This is a genomic window from Pseudomonas sp. CFBP 13711 (assembly GCF_014842265.1).
In the GTDB taxonomy this organism is placed as follows: Bacteria; Pseudomonadota; Gammaproteobacteria; order Pseudomonadales; family Pseudomonadaceae; genus Aquipseudomonas.
On the sequence record NZ_JACYVI010000004.1, the window covers coordinates 329,462 to 347,583 of the forward strand.

Annotated in this window: 16 protein-coding genes; 12 read left to right on the forward strand and 4 right to left on the reverse strand. The window is 64.3% G+C overall.

The features are described from left to right. Window positions 1–20: 20 nt before the first annotated feature. The 3 genes from IFT47_RS10675 to IFT47_RS10685 form a co-directional block, all read right to left on the reverse strand. The gene (locus IFT47_RS10675; RefSeq protein ID WP_192172695.1) at window positions 21–872 is read right to left on the reverse strand and encodes a GNAT family N-acetyltransferase; all 852 of its coding nucleotides are present in this window, start codon (window positions 870–872) and stop codon (window positions 21–23) included. Between the two features lie 255 nt (window positions 873–1,127). Next, on the reverse strand, window positions 1,128–2,084 hold the full coding sequence (locus IFT47_RS10680; RefSeq protein WP_192172694.1) for a DMT family transporter: 957 nt from the start codon (window positions 2,082–2,084) through the stop codon (window positions 1,128–1,130). Window positions 2,085–2,161: 77 nt separating this feature from the next. Beyond that, window positions 2,162–2,890, reverse strand: coding sequence for an AraC family transcriptional regulator (locus tag IFT47_RS10685; protein WP_192172693.1), 729 nt, complete (start codon window positions 2,888–2,890; stop codon window positions 2,162–2,164). Window positions 2,891–3,434: 544 nt separating this feature from the next. On the opposite strand from IFT47_RS10685, the gene IFT47_RS10690 reads away from it, so the two are divergent. The 12 genes from IFT47_RS10690 to IFT47_RS10745 all read left to right on the forward strand — a co-directional run bounded on the left by IFT47_RS10690 (window position 3,435) and on the right by IFT47_RS10745 (window position 17,542). Beyond that, the gene (locus tag IFT47_RS10690) at window positions 3,435–4,103 is read left to right on the forward strand and encodes a haloacid dehalogenase type II (RefSeq protein WP_074887989.1); all 669 of its coding nucleotides are present in this window, start codon (window positions 3,435–3,437) and stop codon (window positions 4,101–4,103) included. Window positions 4,104–4,161: 58 nt separating this feature from the next. Further along, entirely contained in the window at window positions 4,162–5,436 is a 1,275-nt protein-coding gene (locus IFT47_RS10695) for an NAD(P)/FAD-dependent oxidoreductase (RefSeq protein WP_192172692.1), read from the forward strand. A 108-nt stretch (window positions 5,437–5,544) separates the two neighbouring features. After that, the gene (locus tag IFT47_RS10700) at window positions 5,545–7,182 is read left to right on the forward strand and encodes an ABC transporter substrate-binding protein (protein ID WP_192172691.1); all 1,638 of its coding nucleotides are present in this window, start codon (window positions 5,545–5,547) and stop codon (window positions 7,180–7,182) included. A 12-nt stretch (window positions 7,183–7,194) separates the two neighbouring features. Continuing rightward, window positions 7,195–8,151: an ABC transporter permease gene (locus tag IFT47_RS10705; RefSeq protein WP_172612910.1), complete on the forward strand. Its 957-nt coding sequence runs from the start codon at window positions 7,195–7,197 to the stop codon at window positions 8,149–8,151. After that, complete coding sequence (locus IFT47_RS10710) at window positions 8,148–9,023, forward strand: ABC transporter permease (protein ID WP_108123039.1); 876 nt, start codon at window positions 8,148–8,150, stop codon at window positions 9,021–9,023. Before IFT47_RS10705 ends, IFT47_RS10710 begins: the two co-directional genes overlap by 4 nt. 1 nt (window position 9,024) lies before the next feature. Then, entirely contained in the window at window positions 9,025–10,866 is a 1,842-nt protein-coding gene (locus tag IFT47_RS10715) for an ABC transporter ATP-binding protein (RefSeq protein WP_192172690.1), read from the forward strand. Then, the gene (locus IFT47_RS10720; RefSeq protein WP_192172689.1) at window positions 10,863–11,171 is read left to right on the forward strand and encodes a (2Fe-2S)-binding protein; all 309 of its coding nucleotides are present in this window, start codon (window positions 10,863–10,865) and stop codon (window positions 11,169–11,171) included. Before IFT47_RS10715 ends, IFT47_RS10720 begins: the two co-directional genes overlap by 4 nt. Continuing rightward, window positions 11,153–12,544, forward strand: coding sequence for an FAD/NAD(P)-dependent oxidoreductase (locus tag IFT47_RS10725; RefSeq protein ID WP_192172688.1), 1,392 nt, complete (start codon window positions 11,153–11,155; stop codon window positions 12,542–12,544). Before IFT47_RS10720 ends, IFT47_RS10725 begins: the two co-directional genes overlap by 19 nt. Then, window positions 12,541–13,695, forward strand: coding sequence for an NAD(P)/FAD-dependent oxidoreductase (locus IFT47_RS10730; protein ID WP_192172687.1), 1,155 nt, complete (start codon window positions 12,541–12,543; stop codon window positions 13,693–13,695). The genes IFT47_RS10725 and IFT47_RS10730 overlap by 4 nt, the downstream gene beginning before the upstream one ends. Further along, the gene (argE, locus tag IFT47_RS10735; RefSeq protein ID WP_192172686.1) at window positions 13,692–14,861 is read left to right on the forward strand and encodes an acetylornithine deacetylase; all 1,170 of its coding nucleotides are present in this window, start codon (window positions 13,692–13,694) and stop codon (window positions 14,859–14,861) included. Before IFT47_RS10730 ends, argE begins: the two co-directional genes overlap by 4 nt. A gap of 117 nt (window positions 14,862–14,978) precedes the next feature. Then, window positions 14,979–16,439 carry an NAD-dependent succinate-semialdehyde dehydrogenase gene (locus IFT47_RS10740; RefSeq protein WP_192172685.1) on the forward strand — a complete coding sequence of 487 codons (1,461 nt, stop codon included), beginning with the start codon at window positions 14,979–14,981 and terminating at the stop codon, window positions 16,437–16,439. Window positions 16,440–16,459: 20 nt separating this feature from the next. Further along, window positions 16,460–17,542 (forward strand): tartrate dehydrogenase, encoded by a 1,083-nt coding sequence (locus IFT47_RS10745; protein ID WP_192172684.1) that lies wholly within the window; start codon window positions 16,460–16,462, stop codon window positions 17,540–17,542. A gap of 340 nt (window positions 17,543–17,882) precedes the next feature. Here IFT47_RS10745 and IFT47_RS10750 read toward each other — a convergent pair whose 3' ends face one another. Next, the gene (locus IFT47_RS10750) at window positions 17,883–18,122 is read right to left on the reverse strand and encodes a pyocin S6 family toxin immunity protein (protein WP_065987231.1); all 240 of its coding nucleotides are present in this window, start codon (window positions 18,120–18,122) and stop codon (window positions 17,883–17,885) included.

Sequence of the window (18,122 nt, forward strand, 5' to 3'; positions counted from 1 at the left end):
GTTGATGCTCCGTAAAAAAGTCAGCCGATCGCCTGGGTGATCAGCGCAAAAGGTTGCACGCCCTGACTGGCCTCGGGCGGGGTGCCTCGGGCCATCTGCACCACGGTGTCGATGTTCTTCAGGCCCGCCGTTTCCAGCCAGTCGCTCAGGCCGCAGGCCACGGGGATGTCGATACGCACAAAGGTGTCCGGCACCTGCGCAAGCAACACACCGATCAGGTGCTGGGCCTGATGGATGTTTTCCGTCACCACCGGCCCGATGCAGCGCCCGCGCCCGAACGGCCGCAGCAGGGCGAAACCGCGCAGCTGACCGTCACGCTCGATGCCCACGGCGTGCTCCACTTGCAGGTCGCGCAGCACGTCGCGGCGGTCCAGGCCGCTGGCGGCTTTGGCGAGGTCGAGCAGGGCGGCGTGGTCGTCGGTGGTCAGCGCGCGGCAGGTTTCACCGTCAGCAAGCTCCACCAGCGCCGGGACGATGGCCTGGCCCTGATGCTGCTGCACCCGGCCAAATTCGACGAAACCCTGACTGGCATACAACGGCTTGCCGGCGACGGTGGCGTTAAGAATCGGCGTACGCGGCTCGCACGCGGCGAGGGCCATCTCCATCAAGCGGCGGCCAATGCCCTGGCCCTGATAATCGTTGCTGACGATCACCAGTCCGATGGTCGCGAAGTCACCCTGGGAGCAGACAAAGGCGCTGCCGATCAGGCGGCCGCCATCCATCACAACGAAGCCGTCGCTGACCCGGTGCAGCATCGCCCAGTCGTCCAGGCGATGGGGCCATTTCAGTTGCACTGACAAATCATGGGCGGCGGTCAAGTCGGCCACGGTCATGGGGCGATAGGTATAAGAAGGGTGCGGCAGGGCGGACATGGCGAGGCTCCGTTATGCGTTATTCAAGTGGCACTGAACGCCTGTATCCCACCTGATGTGAGGGCTGACAAGAGGGCTCGGGATATTCGGCAGATTCGTCGCGCCCCGGGGGACGGGACCCTACTTCGTACTTAAATCCGGGGCGAGGGCGGCAGCAAATGCCACGGGACATTGATGCTGAATAACACGGCACCGAGCGCTTTTTTCAAGCAGTTGCAGCGGGCGGTAGACAGACTTTTGCCGGATGGGCACCGTTCATGCACCCACCGACGCATTCGCCTCACGGCGCGGGCCACGGTGACAATTCAGGCACCAGACAACGCCGGTCACCAGCAGCACAATGGCCGCCCACTCAAAGTTGTCAGGGAGTCGGTGCTCCCATATAAAGCCGAACACCAGCGCCGCCAATGTCTCGATCACCAGCACTTGTCCACTGAGCGCCAGCGGCAGCAGCCTGCTTGCCTGATTCCAGCACGCGCCACCCACCACCGAGGACAGCAAGGCGACGCCCCCGGCCACTCCCAAAACATGCAGCCAGTCCGCGGCGCTGTACGTACAGGCCTGAAACCCCAGGACAGGCACTGCCAACAGCAGGGACTGCGCGCCGGTCATCACCCCGGTCAGGAGCGCCCAGTCATGGGACGACACCTCGGTGACTTGAACCAGTCGCCGAGCGTTGCTCACGGCGTACCAGCTCCAGGTCACCAGTGCGCCCACCGCACACAAAATCCCGCCAACGTTGGTCAATGCATCCGGCCTGTCGCCTTTGAACAGGGCGTGCCAGCTGATCAGTACGACGCCCCCGACCGCGCAACACAGCGAAGGAATCAGCTTGCGCAAAGGGACGGCGTTGGCGTCATGACGGCCTGCCAGCGTCACGATGACCGGAATGAGTCCGACAATCAGGGATGTCGTGGCGATGCCGACCCATTGCACACCGGTGCCCACCAGCGAGTAGTAGAGGAGGTTGCCGATCAGGCTCAGCCAGAACAGTGATTTCCAGTCAGCCATACCGAGTTGCGCACAGACCCGGCGCCACCGGGGCATCAACAGCGCTGCGGAGATGGCGCCGTAGCAGAGGAATCGGATGACGGCGAACTGCAGGCCGCTCAAGCCCGGCGTCAGCTGCGGGCCCAGAAAAATCACCCCCCAGCACAGCCCCGCACACACCCCGTAGCCGATGCCTTTTAGCAGTGCTCGATCAGCCAACATTTCATCCGCTCCAAACCCTAAAGCCACAAGTCTGGGGCAATGGAATCGGGGCGTATTGTCCGTACCGGTCGAATTTTTTACCCAGGCTGTTTGTGCGCCTTGCGGTATGCGGCGGGTGTCGTGGCGCTGACACGCTGCATGGCCCGGGTGAAGGAGGCCTGATCGGAGAAGCCTGCACGCAAGGCAATCTCGGCGATCGACAACGAGGTGCCACGCAGCCATCGCTGAGCTTCCTGAATGCGCAGATCAGTGAGGAAGGTTTGCGGGCTTTGTCCGAACATTTGCCGGAATCGCTGGTGCAGTTGACTGATGCTCATGCCTGCCGCGTGCGCCATGACCTCATTGCTCCAGTGGTCACCGGGCGTGGCTCGCAGACGGCCCATCAGTTGAGCCATGGGCGACGGCGATCCGACGGTGTCCGACAACAGGGAGGACAGCAACAGCGGGCCGAGCTGTGAAGCGCTCAAGGCCAGTTGCTCATTGCCGATCAGCTCGGCGAACTCGATCAGCCGCCGGGTGGCGGGGGAAACCGGCACGTACACACGCTTGGCCAGCGGCGCGATGTGCAAGGCCTCCAGCGTAGTCGCGGCGCAGTCCAGGATCAGAAACCGGCTGTCAACGTGGGTGAGTTGGGAGTGCGCCGAGCCCGGCATCACCACGGCTGCCAATGACTGATCGATAGCCCCTTCACGACCGTCCACGTTGATTTCCATTCGCCCGCGGATCGGCAGCACCAACTGAGTGTGGTCGTGCTGGTGATTGGGGTTTTCCCTGTCGTAGCTGCGGACTTCAAGGTTTACAAACATAGCGCACCATCCCGCCAGGCGGGTCATTCAGGGTCGAGCATTCGCCGTGCCCGTGCCCGTGCACCTTACCGATGCGGTGCGGGGGGCGGGATTCTACCACTTGGCGAACAGGCCGTTGTGCCCGCCCGATGTCCTGCACGCCGACACAGAATGGCTGCACCGCAGTGGCTGAGCCCGGGTCAGTCAGCCGTCATCCAGGGAGGGGGCGAAAGCAGAATCTGCCCTCACCGCAGAATCAGTTAATCCCGCGCGTACCACGCCACATTATCTGCCGCCCCGACGCCCATTCTTAAGCCTTTGCCCGCCCGAACGCCTTCAAAAGCCCCCTAAAAGCGCACAAACACAGGCCCTGCCCAAGGCTGGCGCGCACCGCAAACTCTGCTGAGCCCAGCCACCAAAACGGTGGTTTGTATTAAGCACGGGTCGTTTTAGACGGCATATGCTGATTTCACAGTGATGTAATGAAGCTGTGCTGCAACGAGGCCGACGCGCCGCCAGGGCAGCGAACGCTTGCCACACTCAACTGACTTCAGGACCGCACTCAATGAGCTTTCTTCGTCCCAAATTCATTACGTTCGACTGCTACGGCACGCTCACCAACTTCCACATGGGCACCATGACCCGCGAGCTCTTCGCCGACCGCGTCAAGCCTGAACAGATGGACCAGTTCGTCAAAGACTTTTCGGCGTATCGCCTTGATCAGGTCATGGGCGACTGGCAGCCGTACGACGTCATTCTCAAGACTGCCCTGGCCCGGACCTGCAAGCGCTGGGGCGTCGAGTACCGCGATGAAGGTCAACTGTATTACGACGCCGTGCCGACCTGGGGCCCCCACGCCGACGTGCCGGCCGGCCTGTCGAAGATCGCCGACAAGATTCCCCTGGTGATCTTCTCCAACGCCAGCGACAGCCAGATCATGTCCAACGTCGACAAGCTCGGCGCGCCGTTCCATAAGGTGTTCACCGCCGAACAGGCCCAGGCCTACAAGCCGCGTCTGGCCGCGTTCGAGTTCATGCTCGACAACCTCGGCTGCGGCCCGGAAGACATCTTGCATGTGTCTTCGAGCTTCCGTTACGACCTGATGTCGGCCCACGACATGAAGATCAAGCACAAGGCGTTCGTGGCCCGTGGTCATGAAGTCCCGGCGAATGCGTACTTCGAGTACCAGCAGATCACCGACATCGGCGGACTGCCGGCGCTCGTGGGCCTGTAACTCAAACGCCGTCTCCACGCCGTTTCAGCGCCGCCGTTTTAGCAATAAGGGGTTAAAGATGGGCAGTGAATCCTATTGGCTCGACACCGCACCGGCCTTCACCGGTGCCCAACTCGGCGGCTTGCCCGGGCAGGTCGACGTGGCCGTGATCGGCGGTGGATTCACCGGCCTGTCAGCGGCGCGGGCCCTGGCGCTCAAGGGGGCCAGCGTGGTGGTGCTGGACGCCGGTCGGGTCATCGGCGAAGCCTCGGGGCGCAACGGCGGGCAGTGCAACACCGGCGTGGCGCAGGATTACGCCGGTCTGCACGCCAGTCTCGGTGCGGCCAGGGCGCGCGCCTATTACCAGGCCTATGAAAGAGCGGTGCAGACCGTGGTGTCGCTGGTCGAGCAGGAAGGGATCGCCTGCGATCTGCTGCGCAACGGCAAGCTCAAGCTGGCGGCCAAACCCCTGCATTACGAAGGCCTGGCCCGCACCTGCGAGCTGATTCGCCAGGAGGTGGACGCCGACGTCGAGCTGCTGAATGCCGAGCAGACCCGTGCCGAAGTCAACTCGTCGCAGTTTCACGGTGGCTTGTTGCAGCGCAATGGCGTGCAGATGCACGTCGGCCGCTTTGGGGTCGGTCTGGCGGAAGCCGCTGCCCGGCGCGGCGCAATGATTTACCAACACACCCCGGTCAAGGACTGGAAGCCCCAGGCCGGCGGTTATCAGGTTAACACCGCCAAGGGCTCGCTGCACGCAGGCCAAGTGCTGCTGGCGACCGGCGCTTGCCAGCACGGCGACCTCGGCTGGTACCGCCGGAGGATCGTGCCGGTGGGCAGTTTTGTCATCGCCACGGAAGTCTTGCCCCAGGCGCTGATCGACGAGTTGTTGCCGCAGCACCGGGCGTACGTGACCAGCCGCCAGATCGGCAACTACTTCCGCCTGACCCCGGACAACCGCCTGCTGTTTGGCGGCCGTGCGCGGTTTGCCATGTCCGACGGCGTATCTGACGCCAAGAGCGGCAAGGTGCTGCAGGCGGCGATGCTGAACATGTTCCCGCAATTGGCCAACGTGAAAATCGACTACTGCTGGGGCGGTCTGGTGGACATGACGTCCGACCGCCTGCCCCGCGCCGGCCAGCACGGCGGCGTGTTCCATTCCATGGGCTACAGCGGCCATGGCGTGCAGATGTCCGTGCACATGGGCCAGGTCATGGCCGAGGTGATGGCCGGCAACGCGGCGGCCAATCCCTGGCGTGAACTGGACTGGCCGGCGATCCCCGGTCACTTCGGCAAGCCGTGGTTTCTGCCGTTCGTGGGCGCGTATTACCGCTTGCAGGACTATCTGCACTGACGCCTGCGCTGAGTCGCCCGTTGTAGCGTCACCGTCGTCTGCGTTTCCAGGACGCTCCGGACATCCGTGAGCACTCGAATATCCCGATCATCGACAGGTAGCCTTGATATGACTGACCACAAAGACACCCCCGAGCTTATCTCCGGCCCAGACAGCCTGCGGGTATTCGAAGGCCTCAATCGCGGTATGTCGCGGCGCAACGCCTTGCAGATGCTCGGCCTTGCCGGCGTCGCCGCAGCGGGGGCGGGCAGCCTGTTCGGCAGCGCCGGCAAACTGTTCGCCGAAGAAGCCACAGCCGGCGGCAAGGGCAAACCCGGCGGCAAGATTCGCGTCGCCGGCATGTCCAGCTCCACCGCCGACACCCTCGATCCGGCCAAGGGCGCGCTGTCCACCGACTATGCCCGTCACTACATGTTCTACAACGGCCTGACCCGTTTCGATAAGCACCTGGTGCCGCAGCTGGAACTGGCCGAGCGCATCGACAACGTCGACGCCACGCTGTGGACCATCACCCTGCGCAAGGACGTGACCTTCCACAACGGCAAGAGCCTCGGTGCCGCCGACGTGGTGTTCTCCCTCAGCCGCCACAAGGACCCGATCACCGGCTCCAAAGTCATGCCGCTGATGGAGCAGTTCGCCGAAATCAAGGCCACCGGCCCGAACGAAGTGCAGATCCGCCTCAGCGCGCCGAACGCCGAACTGCCGTCGATCCTCGCCGTGTCGCACCTGCTGATCGTTCCCGAGGGCACCACCGATTTCAACAAAGGCATCGGCACCGGGCCGTTCACCGTCGGCGAGTTCAAGCCGGGTGTGCGCTCGGTGGCCGTGCGCAACAAGAACTACTGGAAACCGGGCCTGCCGTACCTCGACGAGATCGAATTCATCGCCATTGCCGACGAGCCGTCGCGGGTCAACGCGCTGCTGTCCGGCGACGTGCACATGATCAACGAGGTCAACCCGCGCTCCACCACGCGCATCGCCGCCAGCCCCAAACACCGCGTCGTCGATGCACCCTCAGGCAACTACACTGACTTGATCATTCGCCAGGACCAGCTGCCTGGCAAAAGCCCGGAATTCACCCAGGCCATGAAACTGCTGCTGGACCGCGAACAGGTCAAATCCGCCGTGTTCCGTGGCTTCGCCGTGGTCGGCAACGATCACCCGATTGCGCCGGGGTCGCGCTACTTCAACACCGACTTGCCGCAGACGGTCTACGACCCGGAAAAAGCCAAGTTCCTGCTGAAGAAAGCCGGCATGGAAAGCATCACCATGCCGGTAATGGCGTCGCCTGCCGCGACCGGTTCGGTGGACATCGCCGTGCTGCTGCAGCAATCGGCAAAACAGGCCGGCCTCAAGCTGGACGTGAACCGCCTGCCGAGCGACGGCTATTGGTCCAATCACTGGATGAAGCACCCGTTGAGCTTCGGCAACATCAACCCGCGACCGAACGCCGACGTGATGTTCTCGCAGTTCTTCCAGTCCAAGGCGCCATGGAACGAGTCCGGTTGGCAGAACGATCAGTTCGACCAGTTGCTGATGCTGGCCAGGGGCGAAACCGACGACGCCAAGCGCGCCAAGATGTACGGCGACATGCAGACCCTGGTCCACGATCACTGCGGCATCGGCGTGCCGGTGTTCATCAGCAACATCGACGGCGTCGACCAGCGCATCAAGGGCTACGACTCGAACCCGTTGGGCGGCTTCATGGGCTACATGTTCGCCGAGCAGGTGTGGCTGGACGCTTGAGGAGGCAGTGCGATGAATAGCCATACGCTGTGGTTGATCTGCCGGCGCTTAGGTGCCGGGGTCGTGACCCTGTTGATCGTGTCCATGGTCGTGTTCGCGATCACGGCCGTGCTGCCGGGCGACGCGGCGCAGCAATCCCTCGGCCAGTTCGCCACCCCTGAACAGGTGGCGGCACTGCGCCTGAAACTGGGACTCGATCAACCCGGCGTGTTGCGCTATCTGCACTGGTTGATGAGCCTGCTCACCGGCGACATGGGCCAGTCGGTGTCCAACGCGATGCCGGTGGGTGAATTGATGGCCGGCCGGGTGCCGAACACGCTGATGCTGGCGGCCGCCACGGCGCTGGTGTCGGTGCCGCTGGCGCTGATCCTCGGTATCGGTTCGGCCATGGGTCGGGGCGGGCGCATCGACAGCTGCCTGAGTTTCATCACCCTGGCGATGGTTGCAGTGCCGGAGTTTCTGGTGGCGACCCTGGCGGTGCTGATTTTCGCGGTCAACCTCGGTTGGCTGTCGGCGCTGTCCTACGCCACCGACATCACGTCACCGCTGCAATTTCTGCGCACCTACGCGCTGCCGGTGATGACCCTGTGCTGCGTGATCGTGGCGCAGATGGCGCGCATGACCCGTGCCGCCGTCATCGACCAGCTCGACAGCCCGTACGTGGAAATGGCCCGCCTCAAAGGCGTCAGCCCGATCCGCATCGTCCTGCGCCACGCGTTGCCCAACGCCATCGGGCCGATAGCCAACGCCATCGCCCTGAGCCTGTCGTACCTGCTCGGCGGGGTGGTGATCGTCGAGACCATCTTCAACTACCCCGGCATCGCCAGCCTGATGGTCGATGCCGTGACCAACCGCGACATGGCCCTGGTGCAAGCCTGCACCATGCTGTTCTGCGCGGCCTATCTGGCGTTGGTGTTGCTTGCCGACCTCTGCGCCATCCTCTCCAACCCGAGGCTGAGAAACCAATGAACCCGCTCATTGCGAAATCCAGGCCTGCGTCTTCAGCCCTGGCACTGGCCAAGGTCTCCGGCAACCCGTCCTGGCTGGGATTGGTCGGTGCTGCCGTCTGCGTGATCTGGCTGCTGGTGGCGCTGTTCGGCCCGTGGCTGGCGCCGCACCCGGTCGGGGAAGTGATCTCCGACAACATCTTCGAAGGCTTCAGCCTGGCGCATCCCTTCGGCACCGATTACCTGGGCCGCGACATGCTCAGCCGAGTGCTGGTGGGCGCGCGCTTCACGGTCGGCCTGTCGCTGGTGGCGGCGCTGTTGGCCAGCTTCTTCGGCACCGGCTGCGCGCTGCTGTCAGTGGTTTCGCCCAAGTGGCTGGACGAAATCATCAGCCGGATCATGGACGCCTTCATTTCGATCCCCAGCAAAATGCTTGCGCTGATCATGGTCTCGGCCTTCGGCTCGTCGGTCACGCTGCTGATCTGCACGGCGGTCATCAGCTACATCCCCGGTTCGTTCCGGGTGGCCCGCAGCATGGCGGTCAATATCGAAGCGCTGGAGTACGTGCAAGTGGCGCGCACCCGGGGTGAAGGCAAGCTGTACGTGGCGTGCCGGGAAATCCTGCCGAACATGCTCAACCCGGTGCTCACCGACCTAGGCCTGCGTTTCGGCTACATCGTGCTGTTGCTCAGCGGCATGAGTTTTCTGGGCCTCGGCGTGCAACCGCCGGACGCCGACCTGGGTTCGCTGGTGCGGGAAAACATCGGCGGCCTCAATCAGGGCGCGATGGCGATCATTATTCCGGCGCTGGCCATCGGCACGCTGACCATCGGCGTCAATCTGCTGATCGACTACCTGTCATCGCGACGCGGTCGCCGCTCGGGAGGCCATTGATATGACCCAGTTGATTCGCGTCGAAGACTTGCGCGTGGTGGCCGGTGATCCGGGCAGCGAAGTGGAGATCGTCAAGGGCGTGAGTTTTGCCCTGGAGAAGGGCGAAGTGCTGGCGCTGATCGGCGAGTCCGGCTCCGGCAAAACCACGATTGCCCTGGCCTTGCTCGGTTATGCGCGACGGGGCTGCCGATTGTCCGGTGGCGTGGTGCAGGTCGGCGAACACGACATGCTCGCCCTCAGCGAAAAAGAGTTGCAGGGCCTGCGCGGCAATCGCGTCTCGTACATTGCCCAGAGCGCGGCTGCTGCCTTTAATCCGGCGAAAAAACTCCTCGACCAAGTGGTGGAAGGGCCGTTAATCCACGGCCTCGGCACCCGCGCCGAACTGGAAGCCAAGGCCATCGGCCTGTTCCGCGACCTGGCCCTGCCAAACCCGGAACGCATTGGCCGCCGCTACCCGCACCAGGTTTCCGGCGGGCAACTGCAACGGGTGATGGCCGCCATGGCGCTGATCAGCGACCCGCTGCTGGTGGTGCTCGACGAGCCGACCACCGCGCTGGACGTCACCACCCAGATCGACGTGCTGCGGGCGTTCAAGCGCGTGGTGCGAGAACGCGGCGCGACGGCGGTTTACGTGTCCCACGACCTGGCCGTGGTCGCGCAAATGGCCGACCAGATTGTCGTGCTCAACGGCGGGCAGATTCTCGAACAAAGCGCTACCGCGCCGCTGCTCAAGGCACCGGCCCACGACTACACCCGCAGCCTGCTGGCGGCTGCGCGCCCCGACACGCGCATTCGTCCGCCGTGTGGCGTTGCTGAAGAAAGCCCACTGCTGACCATCACCGGCCTGACCGCCGGCTACGGCAACAAAAACCTGCAGGGCATGCCGGCGATTCGCGTGCTGGAAGACATCGACCTGACCGTGCGACGTGGCCAGGCCATCGGCGTGATCGGTGAGTCGGGCTCGGGCAAATCCACCCTGGCAAGGGTCGTGGCGGGGCTGCTGACCCCGGCCCTCGGCGGCCTGACCTTCGACGGCCAGCCGTTGGGCGGCAGCCTGTCCGAGCGCACGCCGGAGCAGTTTCGCCGGATTCAGATGGTTTTCCAGAACGCCGACACCGCGCTCAACCCGATGCACAGCGTGGCGACCATCCTCAGCCGTCCGCTGAAAATGTATTTCGGTCTCAAGGGCGCGGCGTTGCAGGCGCGCATCGGCGAGCTGCTCGACCTGGTGCGCCTGCCCCGGGACATGGCCGACCGCCGTCCCAATGAACTGTCGGGCGGCCAGAAGCAGCGGGTCAATCTGGCCCGGGCATTGGCTGCCAAGCCCGACCTGATTCTCTGCGATGAAGTCACCTCGGCCCTCGACACCGTGGTCGGCGCGGCGATCCTCGAACTGCTCCGCGACCTGCGTCAGCAACTGGGCGTGTCCTACCTGTTCATCAGCCACGACATTTCCACCGTGCGCGCGCTGTGCGACGACATCGTGGTGATGTACAGCGGCCACAAAGTCCACGCCGGCCGCCGCGAATCCTTTGCCGAAGCGCCGTACCACCCGTACACCGACCTGTTGATCCATTCGGTGCCGGAACTGCGTCAAGGCTGGCTGGAAACCTGCGGCGCCACCAGCGGCGAGCTGCCGCCGATCGGCGATCGGGCCAACCTGCCGGAGCTGTGCACCTTCCTCAATCGCTGCCCGATGCGCATCGACGGCCTGTGCAACCGCACCGCGCCGAACCGCCGCACCCTGAACAACGGCAGTGAAATTCTGTGCCACCGCGACGCCGCCGATCTGCTGGCGACCCAGCGCGGCGTCACCCCCACAAGCTTTGGAGCGTATGCATGAAAGGGCGTTTTGTGAGGCTGGCCGAACAGGGCCGGCCGACGGTCAAGCTGACCGTGGATGGCGCGCCGGTCGACGCATTGCAGGGCGACACGCTGATGGTGGCGTTGCTGACCCAGGGCACCGCGCTGCGCCAGTCGGAATTCGACAGCGGCCGCCGCGCCGGTTTCTGCCTGATGGGCGCGTGCCAGGATTGCTGGGTCTGGACCCGTGGCGGCGAACGCCTGCGCGCCTGCTCCAACGAAGTCCGCGACGGGCTGGACATCGTCACCACACAACCGGAGGCGACATGGCCACTGCACAGCTGAGCACCCATCGCGTCGTCATCGTCGGCGCGGGACCGGCCGGCGTGCGCTGCGCCGAAACCCTGCTGGCGGCCGGCATCAAACCGATTCTGGTGGACGAAAACCGCCGCGACGGCGGGCAGATCTACCGCCGCCAGCCGGACGGATTCACCCGCGACTACAGCACTTTGTATGGCAGCGAAGCCGACAAGGCCAAGGACCTGCACCAGACCTTCGACCGCATCCGTAGCGCCATCGATTACCGCCCGGATACCCTCGTGTGGAACCTCACGCCGGGGCAGCTGTGCTGCGCCAATCAGGGCCGCCACACCACGCTGGACTATGACGCGCTGATCCTCTGCACCGGCGCCACCGACCGCTTGATGCCCATCGAAGGCTGGCAACTGGCGGGCACCTACAGCCTGGGCGGGGCGCAGATCGCGTTGAAGAATCAGGCGGTTTCCATCGGTCATCGCGTGGTCTTCATGGGCAGCGGGCCGTTGCTGTACCTGGTCGCCAGCCAGTACGTCAAAGCCGGCGCGACTGTGGCCGCGGTCCTCGATACCTCGCCCTTCAGCCTGCGGATCAAAGCCCTGCCCAAGCTGCTGGCGCGGCCGGGTCTGCTGTGGACCGGCATGAAACTGTTGGCGCAGTTGTATCAAGCCAAAGTGCCGGTGCATCTCGGCGTCAAGCCGTTAGAGGTGCTGGGCGATGCCGCCAATGGCGTGGCAGGCGTGCGTTTCACGACGGGCAGCGGCAAGGCCGTGACCGTGCAGGCCGATGCCGTGGCGCTGGGGTATCACTTGCGTCCGGAAACCCAGCTGGGTGATCTGGCCGGTTGCGCCATGGCCTTCGATGAAGCCTCCAGCCAATGGTGGCTGGCGACGGACGAGGCCGGTCGGACCTCGGTGAACGGCGTCTATGCCGCGGGCGACGGGGCGAAAATTCGCGGCGCCGATGCTGCCGAGCATGCCGGGCGGCGAGTGGCGTTGGCGCTGCTGGAAGACCTCAAACAGCCGTTCAATGCCGGGCTGCGCGATGAACAGCAACAGGCGCTGGCGGTGATGGACCAGTTTCGTCTGGGCCTGGCCGAAGCGTTTCCCTGGGCTGCTGAACAGGCCAAGGCCTTGCCCGACAGCGCCATCGTCTGCCGCTGCGAGATGATCACGGCGGGCGAATTGCGCCGCACGGTCAACGAGAAGGGCGCTTGCGAAGTCAACCGCGCCAAGGCTTTCAGCCGGGTCGGCATGGGCCGCTGCCAAGGGCGTTATTGCTCGCAAGCGGGTGCCGAAGTGATCGCCGCAGAAGCCGGCGTGCAGGTGCAGGAAGTCGGTCGCCAGCGCGGGCAGGCGCCGGTCAAACCCTTGTCGATGCTCATTGAGGAGGTGTCGCCATGAGCGTGCAAAAAGCAGATGTGGTGATCGTCGGTGGCGGCGTGATGGGCTCAGCGACGGCGTTCTTTCTGCGTCAGCGCGGGCAGTCGGTGATCCTGCTGGAGCGCGACCAGGTCGGTCAGTACGCCAGCGGCGTCAACTTCGGCAACGTGCGCCGGCAAGGACGATTCCTCGGGCAACTGGCGCTGGCCAACCGCTCGTACGCGCTGTGGAAACGCCTGCCGGAACTGATCGACGATGATCTGGAATTCATCCCCACCGGGCACATGCGCGTGTGTTATCGCGAAGACGAAATCGCCGAGCTGGAGGCCTATGCCGCCGCCCCGGAGGCCGAGCAGCTGGACCTGAAAATCTACCGGGGCGCCGAGCTGCATCAGCGCTTTGGTTTTCTCGGCGCGGACGTCAAAGGCGGCTCGTACGCCCCTCACGACGGCCACGCCAACCCGCGCCTTGCCGCGCCGGCCTTTGCCCGCGCCGCGCGGCGCCTGGGGGCGCAGATTGAAGAGCGCACGGAAGTGGCCGAGGTCCAGAAGGTCGGCGGTGATTTTCACGTCACCACCACCGACGGCCGTCAGTTCCACGCCGCGCAGCTGTTGATCACCGCCGGCGCCTGGGGCCAGAAACTCTCGGCGCAGTTCGGGGAACCGGTGCCGCTGGACACCCACGGCCCGCAGATGGCGGTCACGGAACCGGTGCCCTACGCCTTGCCGACGGTGATCGGCGTGTACACCAAGATCGCCGAAGAGGTGATTTATTTCCGCCAGATTCCCCGGGGCAACATCGTCATCGGGGGCGGCTTTCGCAGCAAACCGGACATGCTCAACCGTCGCGCCGCTGTCGAACCGCGCAGCATCCTCAATCAGGCCGAGCAGATGCGCCGGCTGCTGCCGGGCGTCGGCAATCTGAACATCATCCGCGTGTGGAGCGGCATTGAAGGCTACCTGCCGGACTCGCTGCCGATCATGGGCCCCAGCGGCACTGTCGACGGGCTGTTCTACGCCTTCGGCTTCTGCGGCCACGGCTTTCAGCTCGGCCCCGGCGTCGGTGACGTGATGGCCGAACTGCTCGATACCGGTCGCACCACGACCCCGATCGAGGCATTCTCCATCACGCGTTTTGCCCATCCCGCCGTGCAACGGAGCCACGCCTCATGAAACCCCGCGTTCTCGAGATTCTGAAACGGCTGATGGCCTTCGAAACCGTGTCGTCGGAGTCCAACATGGCCCTGATCGATTACGTCCGCGACCTGCTGCTGACCAAGGGCATCGAGTCGCTGATCGTCAAGGACGAGAGTGGCAAGAAGGCCAACCTGTTTGCCAGCACCGGTCCCAAAAACCAGCCCGGCGTGTTGCTGTCCGGGCATACCGACGTGGTGCCGGCGGCGGGGCAGGCGTGGACCTTTCCGGCCTTCGCCGCCACCGTGCAGGACGGGCGCATCTATGGCCGTGGCAGCTGCGACATGAAGGGCTTCATCGCCCTGGCCATCGACGCCATGCTCGACGCGGCAGAGCACTCACTCACACGCCCCCTCAACCGCCCGCTGCAACTGGCCCTGTCCCATGACGAGGAGATCGGTTGCGTCGGCGTGCGGCGCTTGCTCGACGTGCTGCACCTGGCGCCGGTGCGGCCATTCCTCTGCGTTATTGGCGAGCCCACCAACATGCAGTTCGTGCTGGGCCACAAGGGCAAGGGCTCCTACCGGACCTATTGCCGGGGTCAGGAGGCTCATTCGTCCCTTGCGCCGCGCTCGGTCAACGCCATTCACGTGGCTTGCGACTTCATCGCCTCCCTGCGGGAGAGCCAGCAGCATCTGCAACAGCACGGCGCTCAGGACACCGACTACGACGTGCCTTACAGCACCGTGCACGTCGGCCAGATCAGCGGCGGCAAGGCGCTGAACATTGTGCCGAACCTGTGCACCCTGGATTTCGAGGTGCGCAGCCTGCCGGCGGACAATCTGGATCAGTTCATCGAGCAGATGCGCGACCGTGCCGAAGTGATCGTGCGCGAGGCGCAAAAGCTCTCCAGCGTGGCGGCCATCGAGATCGAAACCATCAACGTCTACCCCGGCCTCGACACCCACCCGACGGTCGAAGCGGTGAGCTTTCTCAAGCAGTTCGCTGCGCCGGACACCGGTATGACCAAAGTTTCGTTCGGCACCGAAGGCGGTCTGTTCAAGCAGCGTTTGGACGTGCCGGTGGTGGTGTGCGGCCCCGGTTCCATCGAGCAGGCGCACAAGCCCGACGAGTTTATCGAGGTCAGCCAGATGGACGCCGGCGAGCGCTTTCTGCAGGGATTACTGGGCTCGTTGAAGGCGTAGCAGAGCCTGCCGTCCTGACGTGAATTTCAGCACGCCGCGCTGGTTTGAAGGCGCTTTCGGCATCCTCGTCCGAGCCAGATCCCTAGACTGGAATCTGTCTCGGATCAGGACTCGACCATGCTCAAGAATCGCTTGCAAGACCCCGGCCTGCTGGCTGAACGCGCCTACGTCAACGGCCAGTGGATCGCTGCTGACAGTGGCGCCACCCTGGACGTCCGCGACCCCGCCAGCGGCGATCTGCTGGCGCAGGTCCCGGCCATGGACGCGGTCGACACCCGCCGCGCCATCGAAGCCGCCGAGCAGGCCTGGCCGGCCTGGCGCGCGCGCCCGGCGGCAGAACGCGCGGGGCTGCTGGAGCGCTGGTTTCAGGCGATGATCGACAACCTCGATGACCTCGCGCTGATCATGACCTGCGAGCAGGGCAAGCCGCTGAACGAGGCCAAGGGCGAAATCCGCTACGGCGCCGGCTTCGTCAAATGGTTCGCCGAAGAAGCGCGCCGGGTCTACGGCGAAACCATGCCGGCGCCCACTGGCGACCGCCGCCTGCTGACCCTCAAGCAACCCGTGGGCGTCTGCGCCGCGATCACCCCGTGGAATTTCCCCAACGCGATGATCACCCGCAAATGCGCGCCGGCCCTGGCCGCCGGCTGCCCGATCATCGTCAAACCGTCGGAACTCACGCCGCTGTCGGCCCTCGCCCTGGCAGTGCTGGCCGAACGCGTCGGTATTCCGGCCGGCGTGTTCAACGTCATCACCGGGATGCCCGCGGGCATCGGCGAAGAACTCACCGGCAACCCGGCGGTGCGCAAGATTTCCTTCACCGGCTCCACCGCCGTCGGCCGCCTGCTGATGCGCCAGAGCGCCGAACACATCAAGCGCCTGAGCCTGGAACTGGGTGGCAACGCGCCGTTTGTGGTGTTCGATGACGCCGACCTGGAACAGGCCGTGGCCGGGGTGATGATCAGCAAATTTCGCAACGCCGGGCAAACCTGCGTGTGCGCCAACCGCATTCTGGTGCAGGCGGGTATCTACGACCGCTTCGCCGCGCGGCTGGTGGAGGAGGTCGGCAAACTCAAGGTCGGCAACGGCCTGGACGAGGGCGTGACCATCGGCCCGCTGATCAACCCGGCGGCGGTGAGCAAAGTGGCCCGGCACATCGACGATGCCCTGAGCCAGGGCGCGAAACTGCTCTGCGGCGGGATTCCATCCGGCGACAGCCCGTTCGTGCAACCCACCGTGCTGGCTGACGCCCACTCTGGCATGTTGCTGGCGAACGAGGAAACCTTCGGCCCGGTGGCGCCGTTGATGCGCTTTACTGATGAGGCCGAGGCATTGGCGTTGGCCAACGCCACGCCGTTCGGTTTGGGCGCCTACTATTTCACCCAGGACCTGAAGCGCTCGTGGCGCTTTGGTGAGGCGCTGGAGTTCGGCATGGTCGGCCTCAACACCGGGATCATCTCGATGGAGGTCGCGCCCTTCGGCGGCATCAAACAATCGGGCCTCGGCCGCGAGGGCAGCAAGTACGGCCTGGACGAGTACCTTGAAGTCAAAGCCTTCCACATCGGCGGCTTGAACTGATTCATTGCAAGGGGCGCACCATGAGCAAGGCATTCAGAATCGCCGCGATTGCGGGTGACGGCATTGGCAAGGAAGTCCTGCCGGAAGGGCTGCGGGTACTGGAACAGGCGGCGAAAAAATGGCAACTGAACCTGAGCATTGATGTGCTCGACTGGGCCCACTGCGACTACTACCTCCAGCACGGGCAGATGATGCCCGACGACTGGTTCGAACAGCTCAAGGGCTATGACGCGATCTACTTCGGCGCCGTGGGCTGGCCCGACAAGGTGCCGGACCACATTTCCCTGTGGGGCTCGCTGCTCAAGTTTCGCCGGGACTTCGACCAATACGTGAACATCCGCCCGGTGCGCCTGTTCCCCGGCGTGCCTTGTCCGCTGGCCGGACGCAAACCGGGCGACATCGATTTCGTGGTGATCCGTGAAAACACCGAGGGCGAATATTCCTCGGTGGGCGGCAAGATGTTCGAAGGCACCGAACACGAATTCGTGCTGCAGGAATCGGTATTCACCCGCCGCGGCGTCGACCGCATCCTCAAATTCGCCTTCGAACTCGCCCAGACCCGCCCGCGCAAACGCCTGACGGCCGCGACCAAATCCAACGGCATCTCCATCAGCATGCCGTACTGGGACGAACGCACGGCGTTGATGGCGGCGAATTACCCCGAAGTGACGTGGGACAAGCAGCACATCGATATCCTGTGCGCGCGGTTCGTGTTGCAACCAGACCGGTTTGACGTGGTCGTGGCGTCGAACCTGTTCGGCGACATCCTGTCGGACCTCGGCCCGGCATGCGCCGGCACCATCGGCATAGCCCCGTCTGCCAACCTCGACCCGGAACGGCGGTTTCCGTCGTTGTTCGAACCGGTGCATGGCTCCGCGCCGGACATCTACGGACAGAACATCGCCAACCCCATCGCGATGATCTGGTCCGGCGCGCTGATGCTGGATTTCCTCGGCAACGGCGACGAACGCTACCGCGCGGCCCACGACGGGATCTTGCAGGCGATTGAACAGGTGATTGCCGAAGGCCCGATCACCCCGGACCTGGGAGGGAAGGGCTCGACGCAAGATGTGGGGGCGGCGATTGCCGGGAGGTTGGTTTAGGGGCGGGCGCGGTGTTCGGTGGGACTGGTTTTTGACGTTGGTGGGACCGGCTTTAGCCGGGAAGGCGTAAGGGTACGCGTTCCAATAGTAGGACCGGCTTCAGCCGGGAAGAGGCCGGTGTGTGCAATATCATTTTTCCGGTATGGCCGCCGACGCCTTCCCGGCTAAAGCCGGTCCCACAGGGACGCAGAGCGTCCGGGGCTGCATTGCCACGCAGAGCGTGGGAACGATCAAAATTTCATGCCCGGACACCGTCCCTGTGGGAGCGAGCTTGCTCGCGAATGCTTTGGTTGGAACGCCTCATTAAGTTATCCAGAGGGTGGTTGGCCCCGTGCTGTGCTCACGCTACGACGCCTATCAGGAGCTTCAGATCGGTCGGAAGTTGGCGTCCCGTGATTGAAGACAGCATTGTGACCTGCTCGTTTGTCAGCGGCCAGTCACCTTCCGCCATCGCGTTTAGGCTTGCATGGCCGAGCCGCGCTACGATTTCGTCATTCAACGACGGATCTATCTTCATTTCAAATTTCAGCGAGTCGTCTTCGGTGCTGTCGAGCAAAAATCCAAATATATAGAGGAACAT